Source organism: Streptomyces sp. NBC_00335, assembly GCF_036127095.1.
In the GTDB taxonomy this organism is placed as follows: domain Bacteria; phylum Actinomycetota; class Actinomycetes; order Streptomycetales; family Streptomycetaceae; genus Streptomyces.
Window position 1 is genome coordinate 6,017,363 of record NZ_CP108006.1, and the last position, 14,438, is coordinate 6,031,800.

Annotated in this window: 15 protein-coding genes; 8 read left to right on the forward strand and 7 right to left on the reverse strand. The window is 72.1% G+C overall.

What is annotated here, in order from left to right; genetic code table 11:
• Positions 1–43 precede the first annotated feature (43 nt).
• Positions 44–1,108, reverse strand: coding sequence for an MBL fold metallo-hydrolase (locus OHA37_RS27340; protein WP_266909217.1), 1,065 nt, complete (start codon positions 1,106–1,108; stop codon positions 44–46).
• 267 nt (positions 1,109–1,375) lie between these two features.
• Between OHA37_RS27340 and OHA37_RS27345 the strand changes: the two genes are divergently transcribed.
• The 3 genes from OHA37_RS27345 (at position 1,376) to OHA37_RS27355 (ending at position 4,027) form a co-directional block, all read left to right on the forward strand.
• Entirely contained in the window at positions 1,376–2,854 is a 1,479-nt protein-coding gene (locus tag OHA37_RS27345) for an aldehyde dehydrogenase (RefSeq protein WP_266909218.1), read from the forward strand.
• Positions 2,854–3,087 carry a ferredoxin gene (locus OHA37_RS27350; protein WP_266909219.1) on the forward strand — a complete coding sequence of 78 codons (234 nt, stop codon included), beginning with the start codon at positions 2,854–2,856 and terminating at the stop codon, positions 3,085–3,087. Before OHA37_RS27345 ends, OHA37_RS27350 begins: the two co-directional genes overlap by 1 nt.
• Before the next feature lie 286 nt (positions 3,088–3,373).
• Complete coding sequence (locus tag OHA37_RS27355) at positions 3,374–4,027, forward strand: hypothetical protein (protein WP_266909220.1); 654 nt, start codon at positions 3,374–3,376, stop codon at positions 4,025–4,027.
• A gap of 28 nt (positions 4,028–4,055) precedes the next feature.
• Here OHA37_RS27355 and OHA37_RS27360 read toward each other — a convergent pair whose 3' ends face one another.
• Complete coding sequence (locus OHA37_RS27360) at positions 4,056–4,724, reverse strand: TetR family transcriptional regulator (protein WP_266909221.1); 669 nt, start codon at positions 4,722–4,724, stop codon at positions 4,056–4,058.
• 260 nt (positions 4,725–4,984) lie between these two features.
• Here OHA37_RS27360 and OHA37_RS27365 point away from each other — a divergent pair, with 260 nt between their 5' ends.
• The 3 genes from OHA37_RS27365 (at position 4,985) to OHA37_RS27375 (ending at position 8,275) form a co-directional block, all read left to right on the forward strand.
• Entirely contained in the window at positions 4,985–6,370 is a 1,386-nt protein-coding gene (locus tag OHA37_RS27365; protein ID WP_266909222.1) for a glycosyltransferase family 4 protein, read from the forward strand.
• A 61-nt stretch (positions 6,371–6,431) separates the two neighbouring features.
• Positions 6,432–7,190, forward strand: a complete 759-nt coding sequence (locus tag OHA37_RS27370) for a class I SAM-dependent methyltransferase (RefSeq protein WP_266909223.1) — start codon at positions 6,432–6,434, stop codon at positions 7,188–7,190.
• Positions 7,187–8,275, forward strand: coding sequence for a prenyltransferase (locus tag OHA37_RS27375; protein ID WP_266909224.1), 1,089 nt, complete (start codon positions 7,187–7,189; stop codon positions 8,273–8,275). Before OHA37_RS27370 ends, OHA37_RS27375 begins: the two co-directional genes overlap by 4 nt.
• Positions 8,276–8,355: 80 nt before the next feature.
• On the opposite strand, the gene OHA37_RS27380 is transcribed toward OHA37_RS27375, so the two are convergent.
• The 4 genes from OHA37_RS27380 to OHA37_RS27395 form a co-directional block, all read right to left on the reverse strand.
• A complete protein-coding gene (locus OHA37_RS27380; RefSeq protein WP_266909225.1) occupies positions 8,356–10,035 on the reverse strand; it encodes a hypothetical protein in 1,680 nt (559 codons plus the stop codon).
• A 14-nt stretch (positions 10,036–10,049) separates the two neighbouring features.
• Positions 10,050–11,390, reverse strand: coding sequence for a hypothetical protein (locus OHA37_RS27385; protein WP_266909226.1), 1,341 nt, complete (start codon positions 11,388–11,390; stop codon positions 10,050–10,052).
• A 164-nt stretch (positions 11,391–11,554) separates the two neighbouring features.
• Complete coding sequence (locus OHA37_RS27390; RefSeq protein WP_266909227.1) at positions 11,555–11,749, reverse strand: hypothetical protein; 195 nt, start codon at positions 11,747–11,749, stop codon at positions 11,555–11,557.
• Positions 11,750–11,970: 221 nt separating this feature from the next.
• The gene (locus tag OHA37_RS27395; RefSeq protein ID WP_266909228.1) at positions 11,971–12,273 is read right to left on the reverse strand and encodes a hypothetical protein; all 303 of its coding nucleotides are present in this window, start codon (positions 12,271–12,273) and stop codon (positions 11,971–11,973) included.
• 274 nt (positions 12,274–12,547) lie between these two features.
• On the opposite strand from OHA37_RS27395, the gene OHA37_RS27400 reads away from it, so the two are divergent.
• Positions 12,548–13,045 carry a hypothetical protein gene (locus OHA37_RS27400; RefSeq protein WP_443046331.1) on the forward strand — a complete coding sequence of 166 codons (498 nt, stop codon included), beginning with the start codon at positions 12,548–12,550 and terminating at the stop codon, positions 13,043–13,045.
• A 100-nt stretch (positions 13,046–13,145) separates the two neighbouring features.
• The gene (locus OHA37_RS27405) at positions 13,146–13,559 is read left to right on the forward strand and encodes a hypothetical protein (protein WP_266909230.1); all 414 of its coding nucleotides are present in this window, start codon (positions 13,146–13,148) and stop codon (positions 13,557–13,559) included.
• Between the two features lie 38 nt (positions 13,560–13,597).
• On the opposite strand, the gene OHA37_RS27410 is transcribed toward OHA37_RS27405, so the two are convergent.
• Positions 13,598–14,329, reverse strand: a complete 732-nt coding sequence (locus OHA37_RS27410; RefSeq protein WP_266909231.1) for a hypothetical protein — start codon at positions 14,327–14,329, stop codon at positions 13,598–13,600.
• Positions 14,330–14,438: the final 109 nt, after the last annotated feature.

The following is a 14,438-nucleotide window of genomic DNA, read 5'->3' on the forward strand; positions in this document are numbered from 1 at the left end:
GCCCGTAGCTCCGGTGCCGGGTGGCGCCGCCCACCAGCACCCCTTACACGGCGCGGTACGTCACGGGGTCGGTGCCCGGCACCGCCTCCGCGCGGCCCTGCTTCACCAGGCGCCGCAGGTGGGCCTCCGCTTCGGAGACGGCGATGTTCCGGGAGCCGTACGGGATCTGTTCCCAGGGCCGGTTCCACTCCATCCGCTCCGCCAGCGCCCACGGGGTCAGCGGCTCGGCGGCGAGCAGTTCGCGCAGCCCGGTCAGCCGGTCCTCGTGGTGGTCCAGGAGTTCCCGTACGCGGCCCTGCGCGTCGGTGAAGGCGTGCTGGTGGGCCGGGAGCACCTCGGCGGGCTGGAGGCGGCCGATGCGTTCGAGGGAGTCGAGGTAGTCGCCGAGGGGGTCGGTGACCCGCTCGGAGGAGGGGTCCTCGTAGAGGCCGATGTGCGGGGAGATCCCGGGGAGCAGGTGGTCCCCGGAGAAGAGGCGGCCGTTGCCGGGCAGGTTCGCCGGGTGCTTCTCCTCCAGGTGCAGGCAGACGTGGCCGGGGGTGTGCCCGGGGGTCCAGATCGCCCGCAGCCGGCGGCCCGCCAGCGGCAGCAGCTCGGCGGGCACGATCTCCCGGTCGGGGACGGCGGCCCGCAGCCCCGGGAGGGTGCTCATGCGGCCGCTCGCGCGGGCGGCGCGCAGCGGGGCGATGTGCTCCTCGGGGGCTCCGGAGGTGGCCAGCTTCTCGGCCATGTAGTCGAACCAGACGCCGGGTTCGGAGGCCCGGGTCCGCACCACGATCTCGGTGTCGGCGGCGTGCATGGCGATCCAGGCGCCGGAGGCCTCGCGGACCTGGCCGGACAGTCCGTGGTGGTCCGGGTGGTGGTGGGTGATGACCACGCCGTGCACGTCGGCGACGGCGATGGACAGGGCGCCGAGGCCGGCGACGAGGGTGTCCCAGGACTCGGGGTCGTCCCAGCCGGTGTCGACGAGGACCGGACCGCGGTCGGTGTCGAGGACGTGGACGAGGGTGTGGCCGAGCGGATTGTCGGGGATGGGGACCTTGATGCCCCACACGCCGCCGCCGTGATCGGTGACGTGAGGTGTCACGTCTGGGGTGTCCTCTGCCATGAGGGGCTCCGCTCTAACGAGAACAGGTCTAACGAGAACAGGTCCGACGAACCAACGGGAACAGGTCTGCGGACCAACGAGAACAGGTCTAACGAGAACGTGTTGCATTAGTCGCCCAAGTCGACCACTTCTGCGGGCTCCTGACTAGTCGTTGGATCTTCGGGGTCTCGCGCGAACCGGCGAGAGGGCGGTTCGGTCAGTGCCGTGGACTCCTAGAACTAGAACTGGTATCAGTTCTGCAACGCCAAGCCGCAGGAGGCATCAGCCATGACCGAGCTCGTGGAACACGGAAAACTGTTCATCGGCGGTGAGTGGACGGATCCGCTGGGCTCCGACACGATCAAGGTCGTCTCGCCCCACACCGGGCAGGTCATCGGCAGCGTCCCGCACGCCTCGAAGGCGGACGTCGACCGGGCCGTCGCCGTGGCCCGCAAAGCCTTCGACGAGGGCCCCTGGCCGCGCACCACGCTCGAAGAGCGGATCGCCGTCGTCACCCGGATCAAGGACGCGATAGGCGCCCGCTACGAGGAGATCGCCGCCTCGATCAGCTCCCAGAACGGCTCCCCGTACTCCTGGAGCATCATGGCCCAGGCGCTCGGGCCGATGATGGTCTACGACGCCGCGATCACCGTGGCCCGCGACTACCCCTACGAGGAGTACCGCCAGGGCGCACTCGGCCCGATCCTCGTCCGGCGCGAGGCCGTCGGCGTCGTCGCCGCCGTCATCCCGTGGAACGTCCCGCAGTTCGTGGCCGCCGCCAAGCTGGCGCCCGCGCTCCTCACCGGCTGCACGGTGATCCTCAAGCCGTCCCCCGAGGCGGTCCTCGACTCCTACATCCTCGCCGACATCGCCAGCGAGGCCGGGCTGCCCGAGGGCGTGCTGTCGATCCTGCCCGCCGACCGCGAGGTCAGCGAGTACCTCGTCGGCCACCCGGACGTGGACAAGGTCGCCTTCACCGGCTCCGTCCCCGCCGGCCGGCGGGTCATGGAGGTCGCCTCGAAGAACCTCACCCGCGTGACCCTCGAACTGGGCGGCAAGTCCGCGGCCGTCATCCTCCCGGACGCCGACCTCGCCACCGCCATCGCCGGCATCGTCCCCGCGGCCTGGATGAACAACGGCCAGGCCTGCGTGGCCCAGACCCGCGTCCTCGCCCCGCGCAGCCGCTACGAGGAGATCGCCGAGGCGCTCGCCGCCGCGGCCTCGGCGCTGGTCGTCGGCGACCCGATGGACCCCGCGACGCAGCTCGGCCCGCTGGTGGCCAGGCGGCAGCAGCAGCGCTCGCTCGACTACATCCGGATCGGCCAGGAGGAGGGCGCCAAGGTCCTGTCCGGTGGCGGGCGTCCGGCCGGCTCGGACCTGGACCAGGGCTGGTACGTGGAGCCGACCCTCTTCGGAGACGTCGACAACTCGATGCGCATCGCCCGCGAGGAGATCTTCGGCCCGGTCGTCTGCCTGATCCCGTACGGGGACGAGGCGGAGGCCGTACGGGTCGCCAACGACTCGGAGTTCGGGCTCAGCGGCAGCGTCTGGACCGGTGACGTCGAGCACGGCATCGACTTCGCGCGGCAGGTGCGGACCGGCACCTTCAACGTGAACACCTTCAGCCTGGACATGCTCGGGCCGTTCGGCGGCTACAAGAACAGCGGCGTCGGGCGGGAGTTCGGTCCGGAGGGGCTGAGCGAGTACCTGGAGCACAAGATGATCCACCTCCCGGCAGGGTACGCACCCCCCGCGGCCGGTGCGTGATGGGTGACCGGTGGCACGTCGAGGTGGACCGCGGGGTCTGCATCGGCTCGGGGATGTGCGTGAACCACGCCCCTGAGGGCTTCGCCCTCGACACGGCGCGGCAGTCGCACCCGCGGCTGGCGGAGACGGACGCGAGCGAGCCGGTGCTCGCGGCGGCCGAGGGGTGCCCGGTCGAGGCCATCGCGATCACGCTGCTGGGCAGTGGCGAGGCGGTGTTCCCTCCGGAGGAGTGAGGGGGTCGCCGGGGAGCCCGGGGGCCGGGACCAGGGTGCGGGGGCCGGTGCTGGGCTCCCGGCCTGGGCCGGGCCGGGCCCCAGGTATCCCAGGCCCCCGGCCCGTTGCCGAGTGCGGCGCCGTTGCCGTTGCCGTGGGCGACCAGTCCCCGCACCCCTGCGCCTCCCACGCCGCCGGGGCTGATTCCGGCCGGCGTCGGCCTGAATGGGTCGACGTGTGAGACTCCTGTTGCGACGGCCCGGCGCACGTGGACGGGCGGCACGGTGAGGGTGGGGGACGAGCGGTATGCGCAGGAACGGGTGGGCGGCCGGAGCGTTGCTCGGGGCGATGGCGGCGATGGTGGCGACGCTGGCGACGGGCTGCGGGACGGCCGGCGACGGCGGGAGCGCGGACGCGTCGGCCAAGGCATCGGCCCAGGCGTCTACCAAGGCATCGGCACCGGCGTCCGCATCGACGTCGGGCGGCTCCGCCTCGCCCGCGGTCACGGGCGCCTTCGGCAAGGAGCAGGCAGCAGCCGACGTGGTCGCCGCCACGGCCGCGGCCGACCTGGGGCAGTCCGGGGAGACGGCCACCGCGACCCCGGACCCGGCGGACCCGAAGGCCAAGCGCCGCGCCGAGGTACTGGCCTGCGCGGCGCCCTGGCAGACGACCGTGCCCGCCGGCGACGCCGTGAAGGCGTACGAGGCCACCATCGCGACGCTGGAACAGCGCGGGTGGAAGCGCGGGGAGCGCCGGCAGGTGGACATGCTCACCCAGACGACCCTGACCAAGCAGGGCTGGACGGTGCTCGCCCGCCGCTACGACTTCTCCGGCGGCAAGGGCGCCGGGATGGGCATGCCCGACATGCTGTCCTTCATGGCCACGGACCAAGCGTGTGCGGAGCGTTTCACGGACGCCGAACTCGAAGACGCCTTCAAGGACGACGAAGCACAGGGTTAGCCCCGCCCCCGCCCCCGCTACGGCGGGATCAGGACTTTTTCGCAGGCGCAGCAGGGGCCGTCGTCGGGGGCTCCGGGGCCGTGAGGTCGATCAGGCGGCAGACCGTTTCGATGTCGATCTTCACCTGGGCGATCGACGCGCGGCCCGAGAGCCAGGTGATCAGGGCCGAGTGCCAGGTGTGCTCGATGACCCGGACCGCGGAGAGCTGTTCCGCCGTCGGCGGGGCGTCCAGGCCCATCGCGTCCAGGATGATCGCCGTCGTGAGGCGGGACACCGTGTCCACCTCGGGGCTCACGCTGCGGTCCGCGAAGGTGAGGGCCCGGACCATCGCGTCCGCCAGCTGCGGCTCGCGCTGCAGCGCGCGGAAGGCGCGCATCAGGGTCTCCGCGACCCTGGCCGCGGGCTCGTCCCCGGCCGGCGGGCGCTTGCGCAGCGTTCCGTGCATGTGCTGGAGCTGGTCCTGCATGGTCGCGACGAGCAGGTGCACCTTGGAGGGGAAGTACCGGTACAGGGTGCCCAGGGCCACGCTGGAGGACTCCGCCACCTCCCGCATCTGCACCGCGTCGAAGCCGCCCCGGCTCGCCAACTGGGCGCTGGCGTGCAGGATCCTCCTGCGGCGTGCCTCCTGGCGCTCCGTCAGGGGCGGAGACGCCGGTGTGGTGACGGCTGGGGTCACGGCCTTCGCTTCCGCTGTCATCTGTCCCGTTCCGGTTCCAAGGCGTTTCAGTTCCAGGGCGTTCAGGTCTGCGCCGGGGCGACCGCGCGCGCTGCCCCGGGCTGTCGTGCGCCCCAGCATGGCAGGCGCCCGATCCGTGGCGCGAATCACCCGCCACCCCTCTTACGGTGTGGTTTCCGGCCGGTAGATTCAATGCTCTTCAGCGGATCAAGTCTGAAACTTGTTCTACATTATCCGAGCGGTTACGCTCCGGCGAAAGTGCAGGGAGAAGGGGGCCGAGAGTGACCGCAGAGGCCATGGTGACGAGCCCTCTCACGGGTTCGGCCGCCGACGGCGGCCGCCCGTTGCGGATCGCACTCCTCACCTATAAGGGGAACCCGTTCTGCGGTGGCCAGGGCGTCTACGTCCGCCACCTGGCGCGCGAGCTCGTGAAGCTGGGCCACAGTGTCGAGGTCATCGGCGCGCAGCCCTACCCGGTGCTCGACACCGACGCCCTCACCGGCGCCGGCGCCACCCTCACCGAGCTGCCCAGCCTGGACCTCTACCGCAGCCCCGACCCGTTCCGCACCCCCAAGCGCGACGAGTACCGCGACTGGATCGACGCCGTCGAGGTCGCGACCATGTGGACCGGCGGATTCCCCGAGCCGCTGACCTTCTCGCTCCGCGCCCGCCGCCATCTCGCGGCCCGGGCGGGCGAGTTCGACGTCATCCACGACAACCAGACGCTCGGCTACGGGCTGTTGGCGGACCTCGGTGCCCCGCTGGTCACCACCATCCACCACCCCATCACCGTCGACCGCGAGCTGGACCTGGCCGCCGCCAAGGGCCGCAAGAAGCGCGCCTCCGTGCGGCGCTGGTACGGGTTCACCCGCATGCAGGGCCGCGTGGCCCGGCGGCTGGCCTCCGTGCTCACCGTCTCCGGCTCCTCCAAGAAGGAGATCGCCGAGCACCTCGGTGTCCGGGACGAGCGCATCCACGTCGTCCACATCGGCGCCGACACCGACCTGTGGTCGCCCGACGCCTCCGTGGCCGAGGTGCCCGGGCGGATCGTGACCACCTCCAGCGCCGACGTCCCGCTCAAGGGGCTCGTGCACCTCGTCGAGGCGCTCGCGAAGCTCCGTACCGAACAGCCCGACGCCCACCTCGTCGTCGTCGGCAAGCGGGCCGAGCAGGGCCCGGTGGCCCGTGCGATCGAGACGTACGGACTCCAGGACGCCGTCCGCTTCGTCAAGGGCATCACCGACACCGAGCTCGTCGACCTCGTCCGAAGCGCCCAGATCGCCTGCGTGCCCTCGCTGTACGAGGGCTTCTCGCTCCCGGCCGCCGAGGCCATGGCCACCGGCACCCCGCTGGTCGCCACCACCGGCGGCGCGATCCCCGAGGTCACCGGCCCCGACGGCGAGAGCTGCCTCGCCGTACCGCCCGGCGACGCGGGCGCGCTGGCCGCGGCCCTGGGCCGGCTGCTGGGCGACCCCGAACTGCGCACCCGGCTCGGCGCCGCCGGCCGCGAGCGGGTGCTGTCCCGCTTCACCTGGGCCAAGGCCGCCGAGGGCACCGTGGTTCACTACCGCGCCGCCATCGAGCGGGCGGCGGCGGGCGCGCAGGATCCAAGGGCTCTGAAGGCCTCCAAGCCCTCGAAGGCCGCGAAGGCCGCAACGACCCGGTGACCTCCACCTTCCGTCCGATGCAGTTCCCCTCCCCACCCCGCGACCGCGAAGGCAGGACCACGTGCTGACCGTCGATTTCTCCCGGTTCCCGCTCGCCGCAGGCGACCGCGTACTCGATCTGGGCTGCGGCGCAGGCCGGCACGCCTTCGAGTGCTACCGGCGCGGCGCCCAAGTGGTCGCCCTCGACCGCAACGGCGAGGAGATCCGCGAGGTCGCCAAGTGGTTCGCCGCGATGAAGGAGGCGGGCGAGGCCCCGGCCGGCGCCACCGCCACCGCCATGGAGGGCGACGCCCTCGCGCTGCCCTTCCCCGACGAGTCCTTCGACGTCGTCATCATCTCCGAGGTGATGGAGCACATCCCCGACGACAAGGGCGTCCTCGCCGAGATGGTCCGCGTCCTGAAGCCCGGCGGACGCATCGCCATCACCGTGCCGCGCTACGGCCCCGAGAAGATCTGCTGGGCGCTCTCCGACGCCTACCACGAGGTCGAGGGCGGCCACATCCGCATCTACAAGGCGGAGGAGCTGCTCGGCAAGATGGAGTCCGCGGGCCTCAAGCCGTACGGCACCCACCACGCGCACGGCCTGCACTCGCCGTACTGGTGGCTCAAGTGCGCCTTCGGCGTCGACAACGACAAGGCGCTGCCCGTCAAGGCGTACCACAAGCTCCTGGTCTGGGACATCATGAAGAAGCCCGCGCTCACCCGGCTCGCGGAGCAGGCCCTGAACCCGGTCATCGGCAAGAGCTTCGTCGCCTACGCCACCAAGCCGCACCTCCCCGTGGACGCTGCCGCGGCCGAGGCCGTGGGCGCCGCGCAGTGAGCTCTCCCGGGCGCACCGCACCCGAACACCTCGTCCTGGACGGCGTACTGACGGCCGATCAGGCCGCCGCCACCGTCGCCGGGATCCTCGCCGCGCAGCGCGCCGACGGGGCCATACCCTGGTTCCGCGGGCACCACCTCGACCCGTGGGACCACACCGAGGCCGCCATGGCCCTCGACGCCGCAGGCGAGCACGAGGCCGCCGAGCGGGCCTACGACTGGCTGGTCCGCCACCAGAACGACGACGGCTCCTGGTACGCGGCCTACGCCGACCGCGAGGACGGGGTCGACACCCGCGAGCCGCAGGACGCGAGCCGGGAGACCAACTTCGTCGCGTACCTCGCCGTCGGCGTCTGGCACCACCACCTGTCCACCGGCGACGAGGCCTTCCTCGACCGCATGTGGCCGGCCGTGTACGCGGCCGTCGAGTTCGTCCTGCGGCTCCAGCAGCCGGGCGGCGAGATCGGCTGGAAGCGCGAGCCCGGCGGCGAGGACGTCACGGACGCGCTGCTCACCGGCTCCTCCTCCATCCACCAGGCGCTGCGCTGCGCGCTGGCCATCGCCGAGTACCGGGGCGATCCGCAGCCCGACTGGGAACTGGCCGCGGGCGCCCTCGGGCACGCGATACGCCGGCACCCGGAGCGGTTCCTGGACAAGTCCCACTACTCCATGGACTGGTACTACCCGGTCCTCGGCGGGGCACTGACCGGCGCGGAGGCGAAGGCCCGGATCGAGGAGCGGTGGGAGGAGTTCGTCGTACCGGACCTCGGCGTACGGTGCGTGCTGCCGAACCCCTGGGTGACCGGCGGGGAGTCCTGCGAACTGGCGCTCGCGCTGTGGGCGACGGGGGAGTCGGACCGGGCCCTGGAGATCCTGCGCTCGATAGGCCACCTGCGGGCCGACAACGGCATGTACTGGACCGGGTACGTCTTCGACGACCGGGCGGTCTGGCCCGTGGAGCAGACCACCTGGACGGCGGGCTCGCTCCTCCTCGCGGTGGCCGCCCTGGGCGGCGACGAGGCCACGGCCCAGGTCTTCGGCGGCCAGACCCTGCCGACGGGCCTGGAACCGGACTGCTGCGGCTAGCGACTGGCGGCCGACGGCCGAAGCAAAGCGGGCACGGGCGCGATCTGCGCCCGTGCCCGCTTTACGTCTCGCGACCTGCCCTACACCACGTCGACGTGGTCCTCGCGCCCGATGGCGGCGTAGTACGGATCGGTGGCGTCGAGGTAGTGGATCTGCCAGGTGCCGTCCTGACGGGTGGTGACCTTGGTGAGGAACGAGCCGTTGGCGGCGGTCGTCGCGCTGCCCTGGTAGGTCCAGCCGGAGCCGGTGGCATCGGCCTTGAAGTAGACGCGGACCCGCTGGCCGGCGAGCGGCAGCCAGGCGGTACCGGACTTCACCTGGAGGGTGCCGCCGGCGTTGATCCGGGTACCGGCGGGGATCCCCTCGGGGGCCAGGTTGTCGCCGACGATCCGGGTCGTCTTGCGGGTGAGCCTGCCCACCCGGGCGGTGGGGCCGATGTCGGCGGCGCCGGCGTAGCTCAGGCGGACGTAGTGGCCGTCCTGCGCCGCCGTGTGCTTCACCTGCTGGCTGAAGGTCGTCCCGAAGGCGGTGGTGAAGGACTTCACCGTCTTCCACCCCGTCTTCCCGTCCGGGGACATCTGTACGTCGACCGTGGCCCGGGCCCCTGCGGGTGCGGACCCCTGCTGGAGGGCCAGCTGGCCGGCGACGGTGATCGTCCGGTTCTTGTCCGCACTGACGCTGAACGGCGTGAAGCCGGTGGTGTGCGTGGCGTCCACGGCCAGGCGGGAGGAGAGCTCGCCGGTGAACCACCCGTTGTTCCACCCCGGCGGGAGCAGCTCCACGCGTGCGTACCCGTCCCGCGTGACGGGGTAGGGCAAGTCGAAAGCGCCGGCGGCGTCACTGTTCCGCTGGAGCAGCGAGCAATGGTCGGCCGCACACCCCTCGTTGGACAGCCTCACCACCATGCCCGCCAGCGGTCGGACGGTGCCGTCGGAGGCGGTCCAGGTCACGACTCCCTGCACGGGCACCTGGCTGCCGTAGCGCCCGGTGATCCCCGCGGTGGGCTGCCGGATGGTGAGTTTGGCGGGGGTCGCACGCACCTGAAGGTCCAGGGCGCGCTCTGCCCTGTCGTCGTAGGGCCCCGATTCCGGGGCGAACGAGGCATCGAGTCCGGGATCTCCTTCACCGCCGTCGAACTGGAAGAGGGTCGCGAAGCGGCCCGCGCCGTCGGTGGTCAGACGCTCTTTCAGATGGTGGCCCCGGACGGTGAGGTCCACCGGGGCGTCCGCCAGCGGCTTCACCTCGTGGGTACGGGGGTGCTCGGCCACCAGGGTGCCGGAGGCCTTCCCGCCGCGCCGCTCGTAGGAGAGCACCGGAGTACTGGACACCAGCGAGGTGAACCGGGGGTTGAGCGCGTAGGCGAAGCCCCATGCGTCCTTGCGGTGCACCGTCTCGTCCTCGGCGCCCTTGTGGAGAACGATGTCGAGGTCGTACATGCCCATCTCGTCAAGGACGACCGGGGCCGATTCGGCCACGCTGCTGAAGCAGTGGTCATCCTCGGTGGCCACGCACTTCCAGGTACCGACCCCGACCTCGGCCGCGACCGTCTGGCCGCCCTTGGGCCGGACCCGGAGCGTCGTGGTCCCGTCGATCGACTCGTCGTTGTGCAGCTGGATGCGGAACTCGCCGCCGGACTGCACGACAATCACGCGGGGCGGGAAACGGATGTCGTCGGCGTGCGCCACGGAGCCGAGGCCGAGGCCGGATGCGGCCGTGGTGACGGCCAAGGCGATGCCGAGCGATGTCATCAGCTTGTTCAAGGATCCTCCGGGCATCACGGGTTCACCACCGTGAGGTTGGGGCTGGTGCCGGGCTCGAGTTGCTTGGAGCCCGCGAAGTGGACGCGCCAGAACCCGCCGGCGGGGAAGGTGCCCGGCTCGAGCGTGCGGTTGATCGGCCCGGTGCGCCAGTGGGCCATGGTCTTGTACGTCTTCCAGCCGGTCTTGCCGTCGGCCGAGTGCTGGATGAGGTACGGGTCCCGTTCGGTGTTCGTGCCGTAACCGAGCCGGGTGCTGCCCTGGATGGTCAGACGGCCCTGCGGGTCCTTGATCGCCTTCATGTTCAGGAAGGCGAGGGTCCGGTCGACCTTGACGGTGACCTTGGCCGGGGAGACGCTGTCGATCAGTGCTCCGGGACCGTGGGTCACCGTGAGCACGCCGTCTCCGTGCAGGGTGTACCGCGACCAGGTGAAGTCGGGTCCCTCTCCTGACGTGCCGAACCATCCGCACTTGTAGCCGACGCCGGGCACCCAGACTTCGCAGGGCTCCCGCTCGCTCAGCAGGTTGCTGTCGGCGAGGGGATGCAGTGTGCCGTCCCCGCCCTGGTAGAAGACCTTGCCCGCGATGCTGAAGCGGCTCCCGTATCCCGGTGCCAACGAAGACGGGCCGCTCAGTGTGACGACGACCTTGCGCTTCTCGACGGGAACCACCGTCGTGGCCGGGGCGGCGCCCGCGGCTTCGGCCTTTACGGCCGTGCTGGTGTTCCGCGAGGTGTAGGTGAAGGTGGTGGAGAACGTGCCGTCGTTCTCGGTAACCGCCGCCTTCGGTATCTCCTCATCGAGCCCGCCGACGAACTTGAGCAGCACCTTCCGTCCCTTGAGCGGGGTCTCGGCGCGGGTCCGCGGGTCGCGCACGACCAGCTTGCCGGTGAGGTTCGCCGTCGGCTTCTCCAGGGAGACCGGCTCGCTCGGCGGGGTCAGGGTGAGCGCGGGGTGCGGCAGGTAGCGCAGCTCGCCGCTGTCGGCGCAGCTGACGGACTTGCCCGCGGCGTCGGTGTACCGGACGTCGAGGTCGTAGCGGCCGAGTGCCGCGAGTGCGGGCAGCGCGGCGGAGCGGTGGCGCACGCCGAAGCCGGGCCGTGCCGCGGACTCGAAGCCCCCGGCGCTGGCCAGCACCTTCGTCGTGCCCGGGGTGCGAACGTCGACCCGGAGGTCCTTCAGGGCGCCGAAGGCGTCGACCTGCACCCGGGCCGCGTCGGCCGGATCGGTCGAGGCGATCACGTCACAGGCGCCGTCGGCCGTAGCGGCGAGGCTGGCCGGTGCGGCGGCGACCATCGTCGCGGCGATACCGAAAGCGGCAACGAGAGCCGTTGCCGTGCGAGTTGTCCTGGCGGACATCGGTGGATGTCCTCCCGTCTCCTGGTGATCCGAGGGCCGGGCCGGATCGGCCCTGCCCGGTTTTCTGTGCTGCCTGCGCCCGTGCGGGATCCTGTGCGGGGCGGGCATGGCGGGACCCCCGTACCGGCCTCGCCCGCCCCGCATCCGGCTGCGCGCGGCACGCGTCAGCGCACGGCGGCGTAGTCCTCGCGGTGGTGCGCCCGTCCCCCGGCGGAGACGGCGAACAGGAAGACGCCGAGGGGTTCCCCCGGGGCGGCCGTCACCTGGTCCGGCGCGGCGGCCGGGGCGGCGGGCGCGGCCGGCGGGTGGGGTGCGGAGTGGGCGGGCAAGGCCGCCTCCATCGCCGTGTTCTTCTTCACTGGAGCCCCCCGGGCGAAGTCCAACTGATCAACTCTCGCCCGTACGACCCACGGCGGGCACGGATGGTTGCCCTCGTATGCAGGAATTCCCGAAGGAAGCGCGCGCGGCCGCCGACGGCATGCCGCAGCTCGCCCTCCGGCCGACGGGAGGGCGAGCGGTGTTCGACGTGCGGCAGCGGACCACCGGGCCCACCGGCCTCGGTGCCGCGCTGCTGGGCCGTCTAGCGGCGGTAGAGCCGGCCCGCGATGGCGTGGCCGATGACGATGTAGGCGACGGCCGCGATGCCGTAGCCGACCACCACCTGGATCCAGTCGCGGTCGAAGGTGAACAGGTCGTAGGACCAGCCGGCCAGCCAGCTCGCCGCGTCGTGGATGAAGTCCACCAGGGCGTTGCCCTGGTTGGCGTCCAGCAGGTACAGCAGGATCCACAGGCCGATGATGAAGGCCATGACGTCCGCCACGACCGCGACGGCGCGGCCCGCCTGGCTGCTTCCTCTGGTGTGCACTCGCGTGTGTGTGGGCATGCCGCTCGTCTTGCCGCTTCCCGGCCGGGTAAACCCGAAGGCGCATACCCGAACGGGTCCCCCGGGTGGCGGAGTCGGGTGGCCGGGGTGAGGCTGCGGGGGACGCCTCAGTCCCCGGAGGAAACCCGTGTCCCTACCCACCACAGCCGTTCGTTTCCGCCGTGCCCTCACGGCGGTTCTCCTGTCCTGCGCCCTGCTCGGCGGTGCCACCGCCTGCGGCTCGGGCGGTGGCGACAAGACCGCCGCCGGTCAGGCCGACGAGGTCTCGGTGGCCATGGCCGCGTTCGCCGAGGCCGACGCCGCGGCCTCGGCCGAGGACGCGGAAGCGGCCGCCGCCACGCCCTCGGCCACCACCCCGGCGGAGAAGCAGAAGTTCGCCAAGGCCCGCTTCGTCGCCAACGCGGGGCTCGCGGCCGGTGCCACCTACCAGTGGATCATCAAGCCGTACCGTGACGGCAAGTTCAAGAAGGGCACCAAGGGCCGGACCTTCGCCCTGGTGAAGGCGGGCCTCGCGGGCGCCTTCGCCTACAACCGGCTGAAGGCGGCCACCGAGAACGCCAAGGGCGACCCGTTGCTGTCGAAGGCCGTGGGCCCGCTGACGGCGGGCATCGACTCCCTCAAGGGTCTCGGCTCCAAGCTGCGCAAGGGCCAGGCGGGCGACGCCGACATCGGCGCCTTCGAGGACGTCATCAACAGCGTCAAGGAGGCCGGGAAGAGCGCGGGCGCCACGGTGACCGACAAGATTCCGAGCGCCGGGCAGCTGACCGGCTGAGCACAGCCGCCGCCTTCGCGGTGTCGCCGTCCTGGAACAGGCCGGACCGGAACATTCCGGTCCGGCCTGTTCCCTCTGTTTCACCTGTTTGAATGGGTCGGTGATCGAGTACGTGGTCCTCGCCGGCGCCGCCGCCGGAACCGGCTGGCTGATGCGCCGCAAGCACCTGAGGCGCCAGTCCGTCGCGCCCGTGCCGGGGCTCCCCTGCATGGCACGCCGGCCCGCGGGCGCCGGCCGCTGGCGCAGCGGCCGGGTGTACGCGGACCGGGGCGCGGCCCGCTGGGTGCCCGGCCGGGGCGAGCCCGTGGCCCTGACCGGCGGCCGGGCCACCGGCGTACGGGCGCCCTCCGTGAAGGAGGGCATCTCCATCAACCCGGGCTCGCGCATCGTGACCGTCGAATTCGCGGGGGACGGCGGCGGCATGGAGATCGCCGTGATGCCGCTGGACCTGCGGGAACTGCTGGCCGCGGTGGAGCCGGCGGATCCGGACCCGGCCCCGGAAGAGACGGCTTAAGGCCTGTGCCCTGGGACGGGCCCGGTTCGTGGGCGCCGTCACGGGACGTAGCGGACGTCCTTGAGGGGTGCTGCTCGCTGTGCGCCGAACGCCTCCACGACGCTGCCGCCGGCGCCGGTGTGCACGACCTGGAGCGCGACGCGGGCGTCCTGCTCGCGCAGGTCGATCCGGACGCGGGGGGAGCCGCCTTCGGGCTCCATGTCCACGATCCGCCCATCGGGGTAACCGGCCCGCCTGAGCGCGGCCCGCACCTCGGTGGCGTTCGGCCCGATGCCCTTGAGGGCGGTGGTGACGTGGGCGCCGAACGTGTCGGCGAAGCAGATCTCGGGCGCGGCGAGGGGGACCGGCTCGAGGAGTTCGGTGTCGGGAATGCGGGCGGCCGAGGCGTCGGGCGCGTCGGCCGAGGCCGGGTCGGCCGAGTCCCGGCCGGGGGGCAGGGGCACGCGGTCCCCGGCCTCGCCGGGCACGCGGTCCCCGGAGGGGGCCGGGGGGGAGGGCGGGACATCGTCGGGGCCGAGGACCTTGCCGGTCTTCGTGTCGTCCAGCGGCGGGCAGCCGTCAGTGACCTTGAGGGACAGCTCCATGAACGCGAACGCCCGCTCGCCGGTGACGTCACCCCCACCGCCCTCGCCGCCCCCCTCGGCCACGGAGGCGACGCGTTCCGCGTCGATCTTGGTTCCGGCGGCGCCGCCGGCGGAGGTGCCGGCGCAGGCGGTGAGGGTGAGCGCACCCAGTACGAAGGCGGCTGCGGCATAAGCGATTCGGGGCATGTGATCAACGTAGGGCGGCTCGGCGGCTCGGCGGCACGGCCGTGAGTACCCGTACTCACGTGTGAGCGGAGGAACGACTCACCACGGTGCGGGGGCTGTTGGCCGGGCG

Bases quoted from the DNA above. Each gene is read 5' to 3' on its own strand.
- OHA37_RS27400 (WP_443046331.1), top strand. From the start codon at position 12,548: ATGGCCGCGTTCGCCGAGGCCGACGCCGCGGCCTCGGCCGAGGACGCG.
- OHA37_RS27350 (WP_266909219.1), top strand. From the start codon at position 2,854: ATGGGTGACCGGTGGCACGTCGAGGTGGACCGCGGGGTCTGCATCGGC.
- OHA37_RS27340 (WP_266909217.1), bottom strand. From the start codon at position 1,108: ATGGCAGAGGACACCCCAGACGTGACACCTCACGTCACCGATCACGGC.
- OHA37_RS27355 (WP_266909220.1), top strand. From the start codon at position 3,374: ATGCGCAGGAACGGGTGGGCGGCCGGAGCGTTGCTCGGGGCGATGGCG.
- OHA37_RS27395 (WP_266909228.1), bottom strand. From the start codon at position 12,273: ATGCCCACACACACGCGAGTGCACACCAGAGGAAGCAGCCAGGCGGGC.
- OHA37_RS27410 (WP_266909231.1), bottom strand. From the start codon at position 14,329: ATGCCCCGAATCGCTTATGCCGCAGCCGCCTTCGTACTGGGTGCGCTC.
- OHA37_RS27345 (WP_266909218.1), top strand. From the start codon at position 1,376: ATGACCGAGCTCGTGGAACACGGAAAACTGTTCATCGGCGGTGAGTGG.
- OHA37_RS27360 (WP_266909221.1), bottom strand. From the start codon at position 4,724: ATGACAGCGGAAGCGAAGGCCGTGACCCCAGCCGTCACCACACCGGCG.
- OHA37_RS27385 (WP_266909226.1), bottom strand. From the start codon at position 11,390: ATGTCCGCCAGGACAACTCGCACGGCAACGGCTCTCGTTGCCGCTTTC.